The sequence below is a fragment of the Paraburkholderia piptadeniae genome, from assembly GCF_900007165.1.
Classification (GTDB): Bacteria; Pseudomonadota; Gammaproteobacteria; order Burkholderiales; family Burkholderiaceae; genus Paraburkholderia; species Paraburkholderia piptadeniae.
The window spans coordinates 47,804-64,937 of the sequence record NZ_CYGY02000004.1 but is presented as its reverse complement, the minus strand read 5'-3'; the positions used below and the strand labels follow the sequence as shown (position 1 = coordinate 64,937).

The 17,134-nt window shown below is 63.1% G+C and carries 17 protein-coding genes and 1 pseudogene; 14 read left to right on the top strand and 4 right to left on the bottom strand.

The features are described 5' to 3' along the window. Window positions 1-246 precede the first annotated feature (246 nt). Complete coding sequence (locus tag BN2476_RS01470) at window positions 247-1,449, top strand: zinc ribbon domain-containing protein (protein ID WP_087732380.1); 1,203 nt, start codon at window positions 247-249, stop codon at window positions 1,447-1,449. Window positions 1,450-1,576: 127 nt separating this feature from the next. After that, the gene (locus BN2476_RS01465) at window positions 1,577-2,698 is read left to right on the top strand and encodes a TAXI family TRAP transporter solute-binding subunit (RefSeq protein ID WP_087732379.1); all 1,122 of its coding nucleotides are present in this window, start codon (window positions 1,577-1,579) and stop codon (window positions 2,696-2,698) included. A gap of 120 nt (window positions 2,699-2,818) precedes the next feature. Here the strand turns inward: BN2476_RS01465 and BN2476_RS01460 are convergent, their stop codons facing one another. Next, entirely contained in the window at window positions 2,819-3,004 is a 186-nt protein-coding gene (locus BN2476_RS01460) for a hypothetical protein (RefSeq protein ID WP_235850661.1), read from the bottom strand. Between the two features lie 95 nt (window positions 3,005-3,099). On the opposite strand from BN2476_RS01460, the gene BN2476_RS01455 reads away from it, so the two are divergent. Continuing rightward, a complete protein-coding gene (locus BN2476_RS01455; protein WP_087732378.1) occupies window positions 3,100-3,663 on the top strand; it encodes a GNAT family N-acetyltransferase in 564 nt (187 codons plus the stop codon). A 53-nt stretch (window positions 3,664-3,716) separates the two neighbouring features. On the opposite strand, the gene BN2476_RS01450 is transcribed toward BN2476_RS01455, so the two are convergent. Further along, window positions 3,717-4,271 (bottom strand): putative glycolipid-binding domain-containing protein, encoded by a 555-nt coding sequence (locus tag BN2476_RS01450; protein WP_087732377.1) that lies wholly within the window; start codon window positions 4,269-4,271, stop codon window positions 3,717-3,719. A 274-nt stretch (window positions 4,272-4,545) separates the two neighbouring features. Here BN2476_RS01450 and BN2476_RS01445 point away from each other — a divergent pair, with 274 nt between their 5' ends. From BN2476_RS01445 to BN2476_RS01435, 3 genes are read left to right on the top strand one after another with little or no spacing between them, the layout of a single operon-like run. Further along, the gene (locus tag BN2476_RS01445) at window positions 4,546-5,535 is read left to right on the top strand and encodes an urea transporter (RefSeq protein ID WP_087732376.1); all 990 of its coding nucleotides are present in this window, start codon (window positions 4,546-4,548) and stop codon (window positions 5,533-5,535) included. Between the two features lie 47 nt (window positions 5,536-5,582). Then, window positions 5,583-6,359 (top strand): class II aldolase/adducin family protein, encoded by a 777-nt coding sequence (locus tag BN2476_RS01440; protein ID WP_087732375.1) that lies wholly within the window; start codon window positions 5,583-5,585, stop codon window positions 6,357-6,359. Beyond that, a complete protein-coding gene (locus BN2476_RS01435) occupies window positions 6,331-6,591 on the top strand; it encodes a 4-oxalocrotonate tautomerase (RefSeq protein WP_087732374.1) in 261 nt (86 codons plus the stop codon). Before BN2476_RS01440 ends, BN2476_RS01435 begins: the two co-directional genes overlap by 29 nt. 78 nt (window positions 6,592-6,669) lie before the next feature. Here BN2476_RS01435 and BN2476_RS01430 read toward each other — a convergent pair. Next, window positions 6,670-6,950, bottom strand: a pseudogene (locus tag BN2476_RS01430) (IS6 family transposase); the annotation flags it as partial. A gap of 150 nt (window positions 6,951-7,100) precedes the next feature. On the opposite strand from BN2476_RS01430, the gene BN2476_RS01425 reads away from it, so the two are divergent. The 5 genes from BN2476_RS01425 (at window position 7,101) to BN2476_RS01405 (ending at window position 12,862) form a co-directional block, all read left to right on the top strand. After that, on the top strand, window positions 7,101-8,195 hold the full coding sequence (locus tag BN2476_RS01425) for a D-alanyl-D-alanine carboxypeptidase family protein (RefSeq protein ID WP_235850659.1): 1,095 nt from the start codon (window positions 7,101-7,103) through the stop codon (window positions 8,193-8,195). Window positions 8,196-8,528: 333 nt separating this feature from the next. Further along, a complete protein-coding gene (locus tag BN2476_RS01420) occupies window positions 8,529-9,923 on the top strand; it encodes an ABC transporter substrate-binding protein (protein WP_087732373.1) in 1,395 nt (464 codons plus the stop codon). 83 nt (window positions 9,924-10,006) lie between these two features. Further along, the gene (locus BN2476_RS01415) at window positions 10,007-11,044 is read left to right on the top strand and encodes an ABC transporter ATP-binding protein (protein ID WP_087732372.1); all 1,038 of its coding nucleotides are present in this window, start codon (window positions 10,007-10,009) and stop codon (window positions 11,042-11,044) included. Between the two features lie 83 nt (window positions 11,045-11,127). Beyond that, window positions 11,128-11,973: a carbohydrate ABC transporter permease gene (locus tag BN2476_RS01410; RefSeq protein ID WP_235850658.1), complete on the top strand. Its 846-nt coding sequence runs from the start codon at window positions 11,128-11,130 to the stop codon at window positions 11,971-11,973. Window position 11,974: 1 nt separating this feature from the next. Further along, complete coding sequence (locus BN2476_RS01405; protein WP_235850657.1) at window positions 11,975-12,862, top strand: carbohydrate ABC transporter permease; 888 nt, start codon at window positions 11,975-11,977, stop codon at window positions 12,860-12,862. 91 nt (window positions 12,863-12,953) lie between these two features. Here BN2476_RS01405 and BN2476_RS01400 read toward each other — a convergent pair whose 3' ends face one another. Continuing rightward, window positions 12,954-13,643, bottom strand: coding sequence for a CBS domain-containing protein (locus BN2476_RS01400; protein WP_087732404.1), 690 nt, complete (start codon window positions 13,641-13,643; stop codon window positions 12,954-12,956). Between the two features lie 809 nt (window positions 13,644-14,452). On the opposite strand from BN2476_RS01400, the gene BN2476_RS01395 reads away from it, so the two are divergent. From BN2476_RS01395 to BN2476_RS47120, 3 genes are read left to right on the top strand one after another with little or no spacing between them, the layout of a single operon-like run. Continuing rightward, window positions 14,453-15,874, top strand: a complete 1,422-nt coding sequence (locus BN2476_RS01395) for a cytochrome ubiquinol oxidase subunit I (protein WP_087732403.1) — start codon at window positions 14,453-14,455, stop codon at window positions 15,872-15,874. A 39-nt stretch (window positions 15,875-15,913) separates the two neighbouring features. Beyond that, window positions 15,914-16,915 carry a cytochrome d ubiquinol oxidase subunit II gene (gene cydB / locus BN2476_RS01390; protein ID WP_087732370.1) on the top strand — a complete coding sequence of 334 codons (1,002 nt, stop codon included), beginning with the start codon at window positions 15,914-15,916 and terminating at the stop codon, window positions 16,913-16,915. After that, a complete protein-coding gene (locus BN2476_RS47120; RefSeq protein ID WP_162849220.1) occupies window positions 16,893-17,051 on the top strand; it encodes a hypothetical protein in 159 nt (52 codons plus the stop codon). Before cydB ends, BN2476_RS47120 begins: the two co-directional genes overlap by 23 nt. Window positions 17,052-17,134 lie beyond the last annotated feature (83 nt).

Here is a 17,134-nt window from a genome sequence, read left to right as displayed (position 1 = left end):
CTGATCGTTTACCCCTTTAATTCAAGGGCCGCCGCGACGGATGTGTGCGATAGGTAGCAACGTCGATTGACGCGCCGCGAGAAAGAAACGATATTTGCTCACACACAGCGGCCCCGTGATGAAAGAACTGGGCCGGCCGCTACCCAGCGCATGTGGATCGAGTTCCGCCAACTCCCTCGTTTGCTTCAACTTCGATCCTGAGCATGCCGAAACGGCATTGCCTACAACACTGGTTGGGGTTCAAGCATGTCTGCCGAATCGACACCTGCCCAGGGCTTCCCAACGCCATGCACACGTTGCGGCGGCGTGCTGTATCAGCATGTCGAGTTCTGCCCGTACTGTGGCGCCGATCATCCTCTCGACAGAGCGAAGCGCAAGCGCGCCGGAACCCAGTTGAGAGCCATCGATACGCAGCCGCCGCATTTGCCCGCCATTGCACCCGATCCCTCGGGACTGCACGCGCTCGCATCACCCGACATGCCGATTCCGCCCCTCGCCGTGCCACACGCTGCATGGCAGGCGGCCGGCCGGTGGATGGTCACGAGAGGCGTCGTGATGCTGCTCTTCGTCGCGGCGCTCGGCTACGCGGCCTGGCTGCTGCTCGGCGACAGTCACCGGCAGGACACGAGCGGCGACGAAACGAACAATAGCGCGAGCACGGCGGGCGGGTCGATTTCGCCTTATACGCCGCCATCTGCTGCGCGAGCGACGCCGCATTCCGCAGCGCAATCGGTAGCGCAATCCGTAGCGCAACCGGCAGTGCAATCCGCGCGCAACGCGCCGACGGCAACGAGTGTGAACGCGCCCGTCGCCGACATCACGCCGACACGCATCGTGCCGCCGAGGCCACCCGTCGTCCAGCACTACCGCGACCTCTCCGAAGCGCTGCGCGCGGCCCACACGGGACTCGCGCACAACAACCTCGCGCAAGCGAAGTCGGCGCTTGCCGACGCGATGTCGATCGAGCCGAACAACGCGGACGCATCGCAGGTCCAGAGCGAAATCGGCGACCGCGAGAAAAGGCGCGACGCGGCGCTCAGCGTGGCGAGCAACTGCGCGAAAGACAAGCTGTGGAGCTGCGTGCGCGAGCATGCAGCGCACGCGCTCGCGATCGACGTCAGCAGCGAGGACGCGCAGTCATTGCTCGAACGCGTGATTCTTTCGACGGGCTGGAAGCCGCTCGCCAGCGCGGCCGCGCCCGCGACGGCAGCCACGAATGCCAATGCGAACGGCACGCCGGTGCTGCCGACACTGCCGCCCGCAATCGCGACGAAAAGCACCGCGACGGCAACGAGCGTCACCGCGAATTCCACGGCGACGAACCCGGCAACAAACGCGGCAACGAACGCGACAAGCAGCAACGCGGCGAGCGCAGCCAGCGGCGTCGACGCCGAAATGCGCGCAATCATCGATTCGGGCTGGAAGCATTCGCCATCGGCGAACAAGTGAACAAATAGCAGAGCACGTCACGCAACCGGGAAGACGCAGCACACAGGTATTGCAAGCCTGAAGTAACGGAGCATGCGTGCTATCCGTTAGGCGCATGCGTTTCAACACACCATAAGGTAGGTAGACCATGCTCAGAACAATACTGACGGGATTGACGGCGCTGGTGAGCTTATTGATCGCGTCCGTCGCCATCGCTGCTGGGGCGACGGGGGCAGCGGCGGCAGCCGGCGTCGCCGCGCACTACAAGATCGTCACGGGACAGGAGCGTGGCACGTACATCCAGATCGGCGCCGACCTCGCGAAATATGTCGCGCAGCCGGCAGGCATCGACCTCGAAGTGATGCCGTCGAAAGGCTCCGCGGAAAACGTGCAGCGCATGCGTTTCGAGCCAGGCGTCAAGCTCGCGCTCGTGCAATCCGATGTGTATCAGGCCTATATCGACATGGCGAACTCGGGCAACGCGGACGCCGGCACGACGATCCGCCCGTTGCGCCTTATCATGCCGCTCTATAACGAAGAGATTTATTTTGTCGTGCGCAACGACTCGCCGATGAATACGATCAACGAGATCAAGGACAAGGTGATCAGCATCGGCCCGATCGGCAGCGGCACTGCGCAATCGGCAACGACGCTTTACCGGCTGATGTTCAACCAGCCGATTCCCGAGCAGAACGTGCAGAGCCTGAGCAACGAGGACGCGATCGCCGCGCTCGTCGTGAAGAAGATCGACGTGGCCGTGATCGTGGCGGGACAGCCGGCAAAGCTCTTCACCGACATGAACCCCGATCTGCTGTCGCAGATCCGCTTCCTGCGACTCGACACGAACGCGCCCGAAACGGCGCGCGCGAAGGAGACGTATTTTCCGGCGACGATCCGCCAGAGCAGCTATCCGAACTGGCTTAAAGAAGACGTGCCGACGCTCACCGTCAAGGCGTTTCTCGTCACGTACGACTACGGCTTGCGCGACACGGTCAGCAATCTGAACCGCTTCGCCGATTCGCTGTGCACCAACTTCGAGGTGCTCCAGGAGAAAGGGCATCCGAAGTGGAAGCAGGTGAAGCTCGAACTGCCGCCGCTCACGAAAGGCTGGCAATACTATCCGCCCATCGAACGACATTTGCGCGCGTGCATCGCACACCGCGCGGCCGGCACGCCGACGACCTCCGCCCAACAGCCCGCGCCGCCGCCTAAAGTCAACAAGCGTCCTTGCTCGGATCAGGAGCGCTTGCTACTGTTGTGCGGGAAGTGACGTTCGAACCCGGGACGCTTCTTCATCGACGCGAGACGCCACGGCATGATGTATGCCGTGGCGTTTTCGTTGCATATGAGAACAGTGGGCGACGCAGCGCGAACCTGTCCTTCACTTGATTCACGTCTGCGCCGACGCCTCACGCGCTGCGGGCGGAATCGTCATACCGGCTTCGGCCGCGTTCCACTGCACAACCCACTCGGGCAGGACGGGCGAAGCCTGCGTGACGCCCGCGAGTTGCAGCAGATCGTTCGTCGGCACGGTGCCGCCGCTGCGCTTGAGAAACCGCGCGCGCACCACGCCCAACGCGACCTGCGCCGCCGATTTTTGAAGCGCTTCATTTCCGCGCGCGCCGCAGGCATAGTGAGAGGTTTCCAGCCACTACACCGTCATCCGACACAATGAGCGAGACCTCTCCGGCTGCCGCGCCCGTCGTCCGCGACGCGACGGACGCCGACTTTCCCTTCATCCAGTCCATCTACGCGCATCACGTGCTGACGGGCGTCGCGTCGTTCGAAGAAACGCCACCGTCCGTCGACGAAATGCAAAAGCGTCACGCAGCCGTGCTCTCTCACGGCCTGCCGTATATCGTCGCGGTGCTCGACAGCAAGATCGCCGGCTATGCGTACGCAACGCTGTACCGGCCGCGCATCGCCTATCGCTACACAATAGAAGACTCGATCTACGTCGACGACGCGTACCGTGGACGCGGCGTCGGCCGCGCGCTCCTCGCCGCGCTGATCGAGCGATGCGAGCAAGGCCCTTGGCGTCAGATGATCGCCGTCATCGCGGACGGCGGACGCGGCGGCTCGTTGTCGCTGCATCGGGACGCGGGATTCGAACTCGTCGGCACGTTGAAAGCCGTCGGCTTCAAGCACGGACGCTGGCTCGATTCGACGATGATGCAGCGCGCGCTCGGAGACGGCAGCGATACGCTGCCCACGGACGCCGACATTGCGGAGTAAGGCCCACTCTCGCGCGCATGCATGTGACGCATCTCCGGGCGCGAGGCGCAGCTTCAGGTGAGCGGCAACGTGCGCGTGAACATCATCGGATAGTCGATGACGAGTCCGTCTTCGTCGACCTTCAGCTCGGCCGCGAAGCCCGTACCGATGCCTTCATAGCGATACTCGATGCCCGGCTCGACGCAGGTGTACGCCTGCTCGACGCGCGAAATCTGCAGATCGGGCGTCGAGATGAACGCGACCGCTATCGTCTCTCGCGCGCCCTTCGCGAGTTGCAGGCGGCGAATGGGCAGCGTGTTCGTATAAGGCGTCGCGGCGATGTCGATATCGATGCAGCCCGCCAGCGACGCCAGCACGAGCCCGTGACCGTCGTGCCAGTTGCCTTCGCCGTCGCCGTGCAGATCGAGTTCCGGGCCGCCGGTAACTTTCAGCCACGCATGCACGGTGCGCCACTGCAGGTCGCATTTGACGCGGTAAAAAAGGCCATACGGATGGCCGTTGCGCTCGCCGATCAGCACGCTTTCGGCATGAAAGCCGTCGGCGCGCGCGTAGAACGCGAGATGCTCGACGCCATCGCCCTCTTGTGGGGTCCATCGCACTTCACGCATGAATCCGTCTCCTTTGTACGATCGTTATCGGTGACATCGTAGCGCGAACGGCCGTGGATCAACGCCGACTTTTCCGTTCTCGCCACGTCGGCCGCGAACTGCAATGGCGTCATGCGCCCGCGAAATACGCGCCGCAAATAGCCGTTATCAACGCGCGCGCATGCCGTTGGCCGTGCACCTCGCTATGCTCGCGATTCGTCTGCTTCGAACCTCGCGGGCCGCGTGAGTTCCGCCTCATGCGGCTTCGTCACGTCCGCTTTCAATCGATATCGCCATGCACGCCGCGCCCCATCAAGTTCTGTTCACTGCGCTGCGCACGCTGCTGCGCAGCTTCGGCCAGATCGTCCTGCAACGCGATGCATCGACGGGCGCGTGCGTGCTCGCCGCGTGGCTCGTGTGCAGTCCGCGCCTCGCGTGCGCGGCGCTGACGGGCGCGATCGCTGCGAACGTCGGCGCCATTCTGCGCGGCTACGCTCCGCGTGAGACGCGCGATGGGCTGCACGGTTTCAACGGCGCGCTGGCGGCGCTCGCCGCGTTCACGTTCATCGCCGATGACGCCACGGCAATGGCCATCGCGATGCTCGCCGCGACGGCCGCCGCGTGGCTGCTCGGCCCATGGGCGCGGCTGCTGCGCTCGCGCGGCCTCGGATACTATTCGAGCCCTTGTCTGCTCGTCACGTGGGCGTGGTTGCCGCTCGTGCATGGGACGTTCGCACATGCCAGCGTCAGCGCGAGCCCAAGTGCAAGCGCGAGCGTAAGCGACACCATTGCGTGGATGCCGTTCGCGCACGCGTTGCTCGCGGGCATCGCGCAGACCTCGTTTGCATCGACGACATGGGCCGGTCTGCTGATTCTCGCGGGCATCGCGATGTCGTCGATGCGATGCGCCGTGTTCGCGCTGACGGGCGCAGCGCTCGCAACGGCGGCGCACTGGCTCATCGGCACGGATGCTGCATCTCTCGACGCGGGCCTGGCGGGATTCAACGGCGCGCTCACCGCGCTGGCATTGGCCGATTGCGGCGCATTCGCGGCACTCGTTGGCGTGTCGATGTCAATATTGCTGCAACAGGCTGCTGCTTTTCATGGCGTGCCGGCATTGACCTCGCCCTTCGTCGTGGCGACGTGGACGGTGAGCCGTTTCATGCGCGATACTCGCGACACGCACATTTCGCACAACACAAGCCCTGTCGACTCCGCAGCAGAACGCGGCGCCGACGTCGGGCACCCAGAACACACGACCCGCGCATCGTTGCCGGAACGCTGAAGCCGCGAGTCGCAAGCAACCCTGTTGGACAGGGACGGGAGAACATCATGTCATTCGCACACACGCCCGCAGGCCGCATCGCGCAGTCCACGCCGATGTCGGAAGCCGAACGGCGCACCCGCGTCGATCTCGCGGCCGCCTACCGGCTCGCGGCGCTCAATGGCTGGGACGATCTCGTCTATACGCACATTTCCGCGAGCGTGCCCGACGAGCCCGGCCATTTCCTCATCAATCCATTTGGCCTGTCATTCGATGAAGTCTGTGCGTCGAACCTGGTGAAGATCGATATCGGCGGTAATATCGTCGGCGACAGCGAGCATCCCGTGAACGCGACGGGCTTCGCGCTGCACGCGGCCGTGCACGCGGCGCGCGCCGATGCGTTCTGCGTCATGCATCTGCACAACACGGCGGGCATTGCCGTGTCGCTGCAAAAGGACGGACTCTTGCCAGGCTCGCAGCACGCGCTGCGTTTTCACGGTTATCTCGCGTATCACGACTATGAGGGCCTCGCGTTCACGCCCGCCGAAGGCGAGCGGCTCGTCGCCGATCTCGGCGACAAGCCCGCGATGCTGTTGCGCAATCACGGCACGCTGACGGCGGGCCGCACCGTCGCGGAAGCCTATGTGCTGATGGCAACGCTGATCAAGGCATGCGAGATCCAGTTGCAGGCGCAGGCGGGCGGCGGCCCGCTCGTGCTGCCATCGGAAGCCGTCGCCGAGCGCACGGCCGAACAGCTTTACGACGGCGGCGCGATCGAAGGCGCAATCGAATGGCCCGCGCTGCTGCGCAAGCTCGATCGCCTCGATCCGTCGTTCAGGAACTGACTTCGACACTCTTCGTTTCAACTCACTTCAAGGAACACGAGACATGCCTACATTTCATATCGAGCTTTTCGAAGGCCGCACGGTCGAGCAGAAGCGTCAGTTCGTCGAAGCGATCACGAAGGCGACATGCGAATCGCTGAACGTCGAGCCGGGTTCCGTCGACATCATTCTCATCGATGTCAAACGGGAGAACTGGGCGACGGGCGGGAAGCTCTGGAGCGACGCAACATAAGGCTTTGCCGGATTTTCCGGGTGTCTGGATCTGGGCGTCGTCTAATAGAAATCCAAAATCCTTCCAAAATCACGACGCCCGGATCTTCACGTACGTTTCGTCGGCTCGCCATGACTGACCAGCTGTCGTCGCAAAGCGGTTCCAGCGTTCGAAGAACTCCGGCGTGAAGTGCCCAACCCAGCGCTCAACCCCGCGCATGATCGTCGTATGCGCCAGCGAGAGCCCGCGCTCCGACATCATCTCGACCAGGTCGCGGAATCTAAGCTTGTCGCGAAGGTACCAGCGCACGCGCAAGACGATGACCTCGCGATGACATGCAGACCGTCGACCAGCTTGTCGACGCATTGCCACTTGCCCATGTCGTGTCACGGATGCAAATCGCGCAGCCGGCGCATGGTGCCGGCTCGCATTTCTGCCTCGAACGACTACAGTTAAGTTGCAGGGAAACGATCTCGCGCGTGGGGTCAGTCCTGCCTCCCCTGGTTGCGGTCCGCAGTACGAAGGTGTGAATGAAAATGATGAAATTCATCTGCGCACTGCTGCTCGCAGCCGTGTCTTTTTGCGCGCGCGCTGACACGCCCCCCCTCTATTCTCCCAGCGTGATTGTGTACGACGTCGCGCGCGGCGAAGTTCTGCTGGAAAAGAATGCTGATGATGTTCGACCCATCGCGTCGCTCACCAAGCTGATGACCGCGATGATCGTCATTGACAACGCGCAGGCAATGGCAGATACCCTGACCATTGACGGCAACGACATCGACCGGCTCAAGCACTCGGGTTCCCGCCTGCCCATCGGAGCCTCGCTCCAACGCGAGGACCTGCTTCGCCTCGCGCTCATGTCATCTGAAAACCGCGCGGCTTCCGCTCTGTCGCGCTCGTTCCCCGGCGGCCAGACCGCGTTCATCCAGCAGATGAATAGAAGGGCGCAGGCGCTCCACATGGTCGACACGCATTTCGAGGACCCAACCGGCCTCTCGCCGGACAATGTTTCCACGGCTCGTGATGTCGTCAAGATGGCGAGAGAGGCATCGCACTATCCGTTGATCAGTTCCTTCACGACCCTGAGCGCGTACGCACAGACCATCGGCGGCTACACCAGGTTCTATCACAACACCGATCCCGTCATCCGCTGGGACGATTGGGACGTTCAGCTCGCAAAAACCGGCTATACGCGTGAGGCCGGACGCTGCATCGTCGTTGACGTCATCATGCACGATGGCCCGGTGATCATTGTGTTGCTGGGCGCGAGATCATCCGGCGCCCGCACCGCGGATCTGGCCACGATCCGCAACTGGGTGGACGGCGATCAAACGCCCGTCGGCGTACCTCGCCTGTACCACGCCACAGCGCATTCGCATCATCACCACGCAGCCCTCGTCAGCCAGGCACACAGCGTGAAGGTGCGATTCGCAGCCTGGCGGCCCGTATCCACCGTCCCGTCACGTCGCCACGCGACGCATCACATCCGTGCCAGCCGAACCGGAGCGCAAGCGTTCTTGACGCCCACCGTTCAACACCACCACGGCAAGCGGTTGGACGTCAGGCACGGCGTTTCAGAACACGCCGGCATCGAGGTTAGCAACGTCAACGAGCGTTTCGGGTAATCACGCTCGTCACCCAGGCGTGATTGAAACCGTTGCAGCACTTTGTTCGATGAGACTCGATTGCCGGTGAACGCTGCGAATTGATCGTGAGGACCTGGCTGCCCACGCAACAAATGCGTTTAAGGCAGCAGTGACGAAAGCCATAAGACGGCTCCTCTGCACAGCGCCTGACGAGGCATAAGGAAATTCAATGAAATCAAAGTCGTACCATCAAGTCCGGATTGTATTTCCGGCATGCGCTCCCTATGCTTGAAAGAGAAGGCACAGGCGCCCCGGGGCGTATCCACGCAGACAGAGAGCGCGTGCGGCTCTTTCCTTGTTTGCGAGACGACCATGAGAAACAACGCACGCGTTACCGGGCTCCGTAACCTATACGCACGCTGCACAGGCTCCCTCATCGATCAGCGGCGCCGCCGCGTCATGAAGGCGGCAGCAGCAGCCGCGCTCGCCACGGGACTTGGCCCGTTGGGGCGCCCCCGCCCCGCGCGTGCCGCCCCCACGCGCACGCTCAGAATTCTCCAGTGGAATCACTTCGTGCCGGGCTACGACAAGTGGTTCGATGGCACCTACGTGAAGGAATGGGGCCAGCGCCACGATACCGAGGTCATCGTCGATCATGTCGGAATTCCGGCGTTGGCCACGCGTGCCGCCGCCGAGGTTTCGGCCCAGAAAGGCCACGATCTCTTCATGTTCCTCTCGCCGCCGCCCGTGTACGAAGACCAGGTGATCGACCACCGTGAGATCTACGAAGAGTGCCAGCGCAAGCATGGCAAACCGGTGGAACTGGCGGTGCGCAGCACCTACAACCCCAAGACCAAGAAGTACTTCGCGTTCTCAGACAGCTTCGTGCCCGATCCCATCAACTACCGCAAGGACTTGTGGGATGAAGTCGGCATGCCGCCGCCGGACAGCTGGGACGACGTGCTGAACGCCGGGCGCAAGATCAAGCAGACGAAAGGCATTCCGGTGGGCATCGGGCTGTCGGCCGAACTGGATACGGCCATGGCCATGCGCACCATCCTCTATGCCTTTGGCGGCTCCGTGCAGGACATGCACGGCAATGTGGTGTTGAACTCGCACAACACGCTGGAGGCAGTCAAGTTCGTGCGGACACTTTACCTCGACACCATGACGCCGGAAGTGTTGGCGTGGGACCCATCCTCGAACAACCGCGCGATGCTGGCGGGCTCGATTTCGCTATGCCTGAACGCCATATCGATTACGCGCGAAGGAGAAAACAAGAATATCCCCGTCACGCCCGACATCTGGCTGACACAAGCCCTGAAAGGGCCCGCACAACGCATTTGCCTCGAGCATGTGATGGACTGCTACGTGATCTGGAAATTTGCCGAGAACATTGCCGGCGCGAAACAGTTCCTGGTCGACTATATCGACAATTTCCGCCAGGGCTTCCTGGGCAGCGAGTTCTATAACTTCCCGTCCTTCCCAAGCACGGTGCCGGACCTCATGAAATTGATCGAGGTCGACTCCAAGGCCAAGCCGCGCGACAAGTACAAGGTGCTGGGCACCCTGATGCAGCAGGCCACCAATGTCGGCTACCCGGGCTACGCCAATGCCGCCATCGACGAAATTTTCAATACCTGGGTACTCAACACCATGTTTGCCAGGGCCGCAACCGGCAACGCTACGCCAGAGGACGCTATCCGCGACGCCGAAAGCGCCTGCAAGCGGATCTTCGCCAAATGGCAAGCCAGAGGGCTGGTGTGAGCGGCGCATGACGTTGCCAACGCTGCAGGGCGCGAGGCGTCCGCAGCGATTGGCACGACACCGCACATCGCTACCCGAGCGCCATGGCCACAGTGGAAACCCGCTCCCTGACGAAGCGCTTCGACGGCACCACCGCCGTCGACGGCATAAGCCTCGCCGTGCGCGAGGGAGAATTCCTGGTACTGCTGGGGCCATCCGGTTCCGGCAAGACCACCCTGCTGCGCATGATTGCCGGCCTGGAAACGCCTACCTCCGGCGATGTCCTGGTTGGCGGGCGCATCGTCACCGGCCTCCCGCCGTGGGCGCACAACATGGCGATGGTCTTCCAGAGTTATGCGTTGTACCCCCACCTCACAGTGGCGGACAATATTGCCTTCCCGCTGCAAGCGCAGCACGTGGCACACAAGACGATCGCCAGCAAGGTCGGATGGGCCGCCACGCTGTTCGGCATCGACCACCTGCTGACACGCAAGCCGCGCCAGCTCTCCGGCGGCGAACGCCAGCGCGTGGCGCTCGCTCGTGCCGTCGTGCGCGATCCGGTGGCCTTCCTGCTCGACGAACCGCTCTCCAACCTTGACGCCAAACTCCGCGCCTCTGCACGCGATGAACTTCAGCAAATCCACCGCCGCCTGGGGACCACGACCATCTACGTGACCCATGACCAGATCGAAGCACTGGCACTGGGCGACCGCGTCGCGGTGCTGGACCATGGCGGCATGCGTCAGCTCGACACACCGCAGCATGTCTACGCGAATCCCGTCGATCGCTTCGTCGCCACGTTCATCGGCTCGCCGCCGATGAACCTGATTGCCCGCGACAACGTGGAAACCGGCTTCCGTCCTGAGCATTTCCTGCCGCGTGAGGTCTTCGACGGAAATGTGCAACTCGAACTCCTGCTGCTCAACATCACCCGCATCGAAAACCTTGGCGCCGATCGCCTCGTGTACGGATTGCTGGAACCGCCACAGCCCCCCGTCAAGGTCATCTCCCGGATACCGTGTACGGTGAGCTTGACGCTGCAGGCTGGCACACGGCACCTCTTCGCCGTACGACGCGCCGATCTGCACCGCTTCGACGCGCTTTCCGGCGCCAGCCTGGGCGCGGCCCCGGATTCGCCATGAACGTGTCCCCAAGCCGGCCGCGAACTTCCCGCGCCGACGTTGCGCACGCGCCGTGGGACGAGCGCTGGCTTGGCCCCCTGCTGATGGCGCCGGCGCTCGTCTATATCGCGCTGCTGCTTGGCTTCCCGTTCCTGCTGTCGATCTGGTACAGCCTGACTGACGTAACGGTCGGCGGCCAGGTGCCTCGATTCGTCGGGCTGGAGAACTTCCGGCGCGTCGTGCAAAGTCCAACGTTCTGGCAGTCGCTGCGCAATGCGCTGGTATTTACACTCGTTTCGCAGGCATTGGTCGTGGTGCTTGCCAACATTCTTGCACTGGCGCTGGCGCGCGATTTTCCCGGCAAGTGGCTGGTGCGTCTCATGATCCTGCTGCCGTGGGTCGCGCCGATCTCACTAGGGTCGATCGGCTGGCTGTGGATCTTCGACCCGATCTACAGCATCATCAACTGGACTTTGCGCGCGCTCGGCGTGTTCGGCCCCCGTGTATGGCCTGTATGGCTCGGACAGCCCGATCTGGCGATGGCGTCCGTCATCGCGGTGGATGTCTGGCGGCTGCTTCCGCTCGCCACCGTCATCATCCTGGCCGGCATGCAAGGCATCCCGCAGGACCTGCACGATGCTGCCGCCATGGATGGCGCGGGCTTCTGGCGGCGACTTTTCCGGATCGACGTTCCGTTGCTGACGCCCGTGATGCTGGTGGCACTGTTGTTCGGCATCGTCTTCACGCTGACAGACATGATCATCATCTACGTGCTGACGCGCGGTGGCCCCTACGATACGACCCAGGTGCTCGCCAGCCTGGCCTTTTTCACCGGCATCCAGGGCGGAGACCTCGCCGAAGGCGCGGCCATTTCGCTCTTCCTGTTCCCGCTGCTGGTGGCCGTTGTCGCGCTGCTGCTAACGGTGGCGCATCGCTCCGAGGTGACCTGACATGCCCTCCGATCTGGCGACGGGAGGTTGGAAGCTCGCATGGATGAGCTCACGCTGGCGCGCACGCGGCGCGCAAATTGCCGCGTTTACCACGCTGGCTGCCTTTGCCGTCTTCTGCGCCTTTCCCTTCTACTGGATGCTGATCACCACCTTCAAAGACGTGCACGACCTGATCAACACGGCCAACAACCCCTTCCTGTTCAATCTGCCACCCACCCTGGAGAACCTGCGCGTCCTGTTCGAGGACACCCAGTACCTTCGCTGGCTGTTCAACACGCTGCTGGTGGGCGTGCTGGTGGTGGCCATCACGCTCGTGCTGGCAGTACCGGCAGGCTACAGCCTGGCGCGGCTCGCCGGGCGACGCGGGCGGCAACTGGCGATCGCCATCTTCCTGACCTATCTGATCCCGCCCACCATCCTGTTCATCCCGTTCTCACGCATCATCGGCGTGCTCGGCCTGCAGGATTCGCTGTGGTCGCTCGTCCTGGTGTACCCCGGGTTTACCGTGCCCTTCTGCAGTTGGCTGATGATGGGGTTCTTCAAGGCTGTGCCCCGCGACATCGAAGAAGCTGCAATGATGGATGGCCTGAGCCACTTCGGCGCTTTCCTGAAAGTCGTCGTGCCCCTCTCGTCGCCCGGCATCCTGACCGTCGTCATCTTCACCCTGACACTGGTCATGCAGGAATTCGTCTATGCCCTCACCTTCATTACCAGTTCCTCGCAGTACACCGTCAGCGTTGGCGTGCCGACCTTTCTGGTGCGCGGTGATGTCTACTTCTGGGGCTCAATGATGGGTGCGTGCCTGATCGTCAGCCTGCCTGTCGCGCTGCTCTACAACCTCTTCCTTGACCGCTTCGTGGCCGCTTTCACCGTCGGTGCAGTGAAGTAGGGACGCCCGCGCGGATGCAACGGGTGCAGGTGTTCGTCGGCAAGGTCATGCGCAGTCGAACGCTTCGCCATGAAGCGTTCGGCCGTGCCTGTCACATCAGCGGCATCATCGTCGGATAGCTCAGATGGGCGCACGCTTCCTTGACGCCCCTCACCTCCAGCGCGGCGATACACAGGGCTCGTTCCTCTGCTTCGGATTGAATCGCGCCCCAAAGGTGCGCCACGCCATCCTTGACGATCACGTTTTCCTTCGCCAACGCCCATCGCTTGTCACGCAATGCGGCGAAGATCGCGTCCGCGATCTCGCGGTCACTGACTGTCGAACCTTGCTGCGCCGGAGCCGGTGCGCTGGCCAGTGCGCGTATCAGGTTCGAACGCGTCACGATCCCAACCAGCTTCCCTTCGCGAAGCACGGGCACGCGCTTGACGTGGCGCTTTTCCATCACTTCCGCAATCTCGACGACGGGAGTGTGTTCATCGACGGAGATCACGGACGTCGTCATCACATCGGCAACCACGCGTCCATGCTCCTTCACAAACGTGCTGGCGAGGTCCCGCGTCGATGAAAACAGCTCGATCCATCGGGATCTTCTCGTCTCAGTCCCGGTTTCGATCCTGTGCAGCAGATCTCCCTCGCTCACGATGCCCACAAGCGCACCGCTGGCGTCAGTGACAGGCATCCCGCTGATCCTGTTTTCCACGAGACGCTTTGCAGCCTCTTGCACCGTCATCTCCGGCTGCGCACAAATCACGGACGGTGTCATGACATCGATTGCTTGCATCGTTTTCTCCTTGGCAGACGTATCCACCCTGCGCGCCCTGCCACCCAACGACCTGATGGCAATCGGCGATTCCATCGAGGAATCCCGCACGCGCACAATCACCCGACAGCAAGTCGGTCGACGACGGCCTGCACCCTCGCGTCGAACGCATAGCCCCACATGCGATCGACGGTTCGACCGGCGTACCGATGGGGTCCATCAGCGTGACCATTCCGGCGTCGATTTCTACGCCGATAACCATCAGTTTATGATCTGTACGAGCCCGTATACCCCTCTTCTGCATACGATATTCGATATCGGCGGCAATTCCGGAATCGCGGATTCTGATGTTGTTCGCCAGTCCCATGACGTCCCTCATCGATGTCAAACGGGAGAACTGGGCGACGGGTGGCCGTCTGTGGTCCGATCCTGCCTGACGAAACACACTCGCAACGCCTCGCGCGAGACCCAAGGCCTCATCTGCGACAACGGACCGCAAGTGCTTCCGCGCTTGCGGCCTTTCTGTTTTCGATCCCGCCATGCGAACCGTCGCGCAACCGTCACGCACTCGATGCTGCGACGCGGTTGATTGACGCACTTTCCGCTTGAGCGCGCGCAACAGGCGCGCCGATCGCCGCAGCAAAAACCTGATCGCGATCAACGATTTATCTCGCCAGAATGCTCGCGTGGAAGCACAGTTCCGCGCCATATCGACGCAGCCCGCGCCGCAGCAAAACCGTCCGCAATCCCCTACGCTTGCCTCACCTGCACGACGCGGTGGCACCGGCATCCGCCGACGCGCGCCGTGTCTCTTTTTCGGATTCGGACACATGAACACCGCAATCTCCGCCTTCGACCTCGCGCGCATGCAGTTCGCGTTCACGGTCTCGTTTCACATCGTCTTTCCTGCGCTCAGCATCGGTCTCGCGAGCTTCATCGCAGTGCTCGAATGGCGCTGGCTGCAAACGGGCAAGGCCTACTACAAAGACCTTTGTCTGTTCTGGTCGAAGATCTTCGCCGTGGCCTTCGGCATGGGCGTCGTGTCGGGCGTCGTGATGAGCTACGAGTTCGGCACCAACTGGTCGGGCTTTTCCGCGTTCGCTGGCCCGGTGACGGGTCCGCTGCTGATGTACGAAGTCATGACCGCGTTCTTCCTCGAAGCGGGCTTCCTCGGCATCATGCTGTTCGGCTGGCAGCGCGTGAGTCCGCGCGCGCACTTCGGCGCGACGCTGATGGTCGCGATCGGCACGCTGATCTCGACGTTCTGGATTCTCGCGTCCAATAGCTGGATGCAGACGCCGCAAGGCTTCGATATCATCGACAACCGCGTCGTGCCCGTCGACTGGTTCAAGATCATCTTCAATCCGTCGTTCCCGTACCGTCTCGCGCACATGGCGATGGCCGCGTTCATCGTGACGGCGCTCGTCGTCGCGGCCGTCGGCGCGTGGCATCTGCTGAAGGGCCGGCGCGACAACGCGGTGAAGAAGATGTTCTCGATGGCGCTGTGGATGCTGCTCGTCCTCGCGCCCATCCAGGCGTTCGTCGGCGACGCGCACGGACTGAACACGCGCGAATATCAGCCCGCGAAGATCGCGGCAATCGAAGGCCTGTGGGACACCGAGAAAGGCGGCACCGCGCTGAACCTGTTCGGCATCCCCGACATGCAGGCGGAGACCACGAAATACGCAGTGTCGATTCCGCACCTCGGCAGCCTGATCCTCACGCACAGTTGGGACGGCGAGATCCGCGGACTGAAGAGCTTCCCGAAAGAAGATCGCCCGGACTCGACGATCGTGTTCTGGAGCTTCCGCGTGATGGCGGGTCTCGGCATCGCGATGATCGGCTTTGCGGCGGCGGCATGGGTGCTGCGCCGGCGCGGCAAGCTGTATGACGCGAAGTGGTTCCACCGCATCGCGATCGCAATGGGCCCGACGGGCTTCATCTCACTGCTCGCGGGCTGGATCACAACGGAAGTGGGCCGCCAGCCGTGGGTCGTGTACGGCGTGAAGCGCACCGTCGAAGCGGTGTCGCCGCTCTCCGCGCAACAGGTCGGCATTTCGCTGATGGCGTTCGTCGTCATCTACTTCCTCGTATTCGGCACGGGCATCTACTACATGTTCAAGCTGATGCGCACGGGTCCCGCGCTGCCCGGCCACACGCCGGACGGCGTGCCCGCCTCTTCGTCCGATCTGCCCGGACGCATCGCGCGCCGCCCGCTCTCCGTTCCCATGCAAAGCCCGTCGACCAGATGATCGACGCCTGACCACCCTTCGATACCAGCGAGAGAAAAAATGGATGTGACCGTAGTCTGGGCCGCGATCATCGCACTCGGCCTCTTCATGTACGTCGTGCTCGACGGCTTCGATCTGGGCATCGGCATCGTGTTTCCGTTCTTCCCCGATGAAAAGGAACGCGACCTGATGATGAACACCGTCGCGCCCGTGTGGGACGGCAACGAGACGTGGCTCGTGCTCGGCGGCGCGGGGCTCTTTGCGGTGTTTCCCGTCGTCTATTCGACGGTGCTCTCGGCGCTTTACCTGCCCCTCGTCGGCATGCTCGCGTGCCTGATCTTTCGCGGCGTGTCGTTCGAGATCCGCGCGAAGGCGAATCGCACGAAGCATCTGTGGGATCTGGCGTTCATCGGCGGCTCGGCGGGCGCGGCGTTCTTCCAGGGCATCGCGCTGGGCGCGTTCCTGCAAGGCATTCCCGTCGTCGACGGCAGCTTCGCCGGCAACGCGTTCGGCTGGCTCACGCCGTTCTCGCTGCTGACGGGCCTCGGCCTCGTCGTCACCTATGCGCTGCTCGGCTGCTGCTGGCTCGTCGCGAAGACGGAAGGCGATCTGCAACGTCGGCTGCATCGCGTCGTGTGGCCGCTGACGATCGTGCTGCTCGGCTTCATCGTCGTCGTGAGCCTGTGGACGCCGCTGCAGGAACCGACGATCGCGCAACGCTGGTTCGACGATGGTCTCTTCTGGCGCCTCGCGCCCGTGCCGTTGCTCGTCGCGATCTGCGTGTACTTCATGCGCCGCGCGGTGCGCGGGCGGCATCACAACACGCCGTTCATGCTGGCGCTCGGCCTCGTGCTGCTCGGCTATGTCGGCCTGCTGGTGAGCCTGTGGCCGTACGCGATTCCGTCGAGCGTCACGCTCTGGGAAGCGGCCGCCCCGCGTTCTAGCCAGGTGTTCACGCTGGTCGGCGCGGCCGTCATCATCCCGATCATCATCGCGTACACGACGATGGGCTACTGGGTCTTCCGCGGCAAGGTGCGCCATGGCGACACCCACTACCACTAAGTCCGCCCGCCCCCGCTCGCGCCTGCCGGGCTGGCTCTGGTTCGTCGCGCTGTGGTGCGGCGGCGTGGGCAGCGCGATGATCGTCGGCTATGCGTTCAAGGCGCTGATGAACGCGACGCTCTTCGCGATCACCTGAACGGCTGGCGCAAAACGCCCGAGGCATGCGTGGCGCTTCGCGCAGTCGCGCACGCGTCGCTGGCCTCATGCACGAAGCCTTGC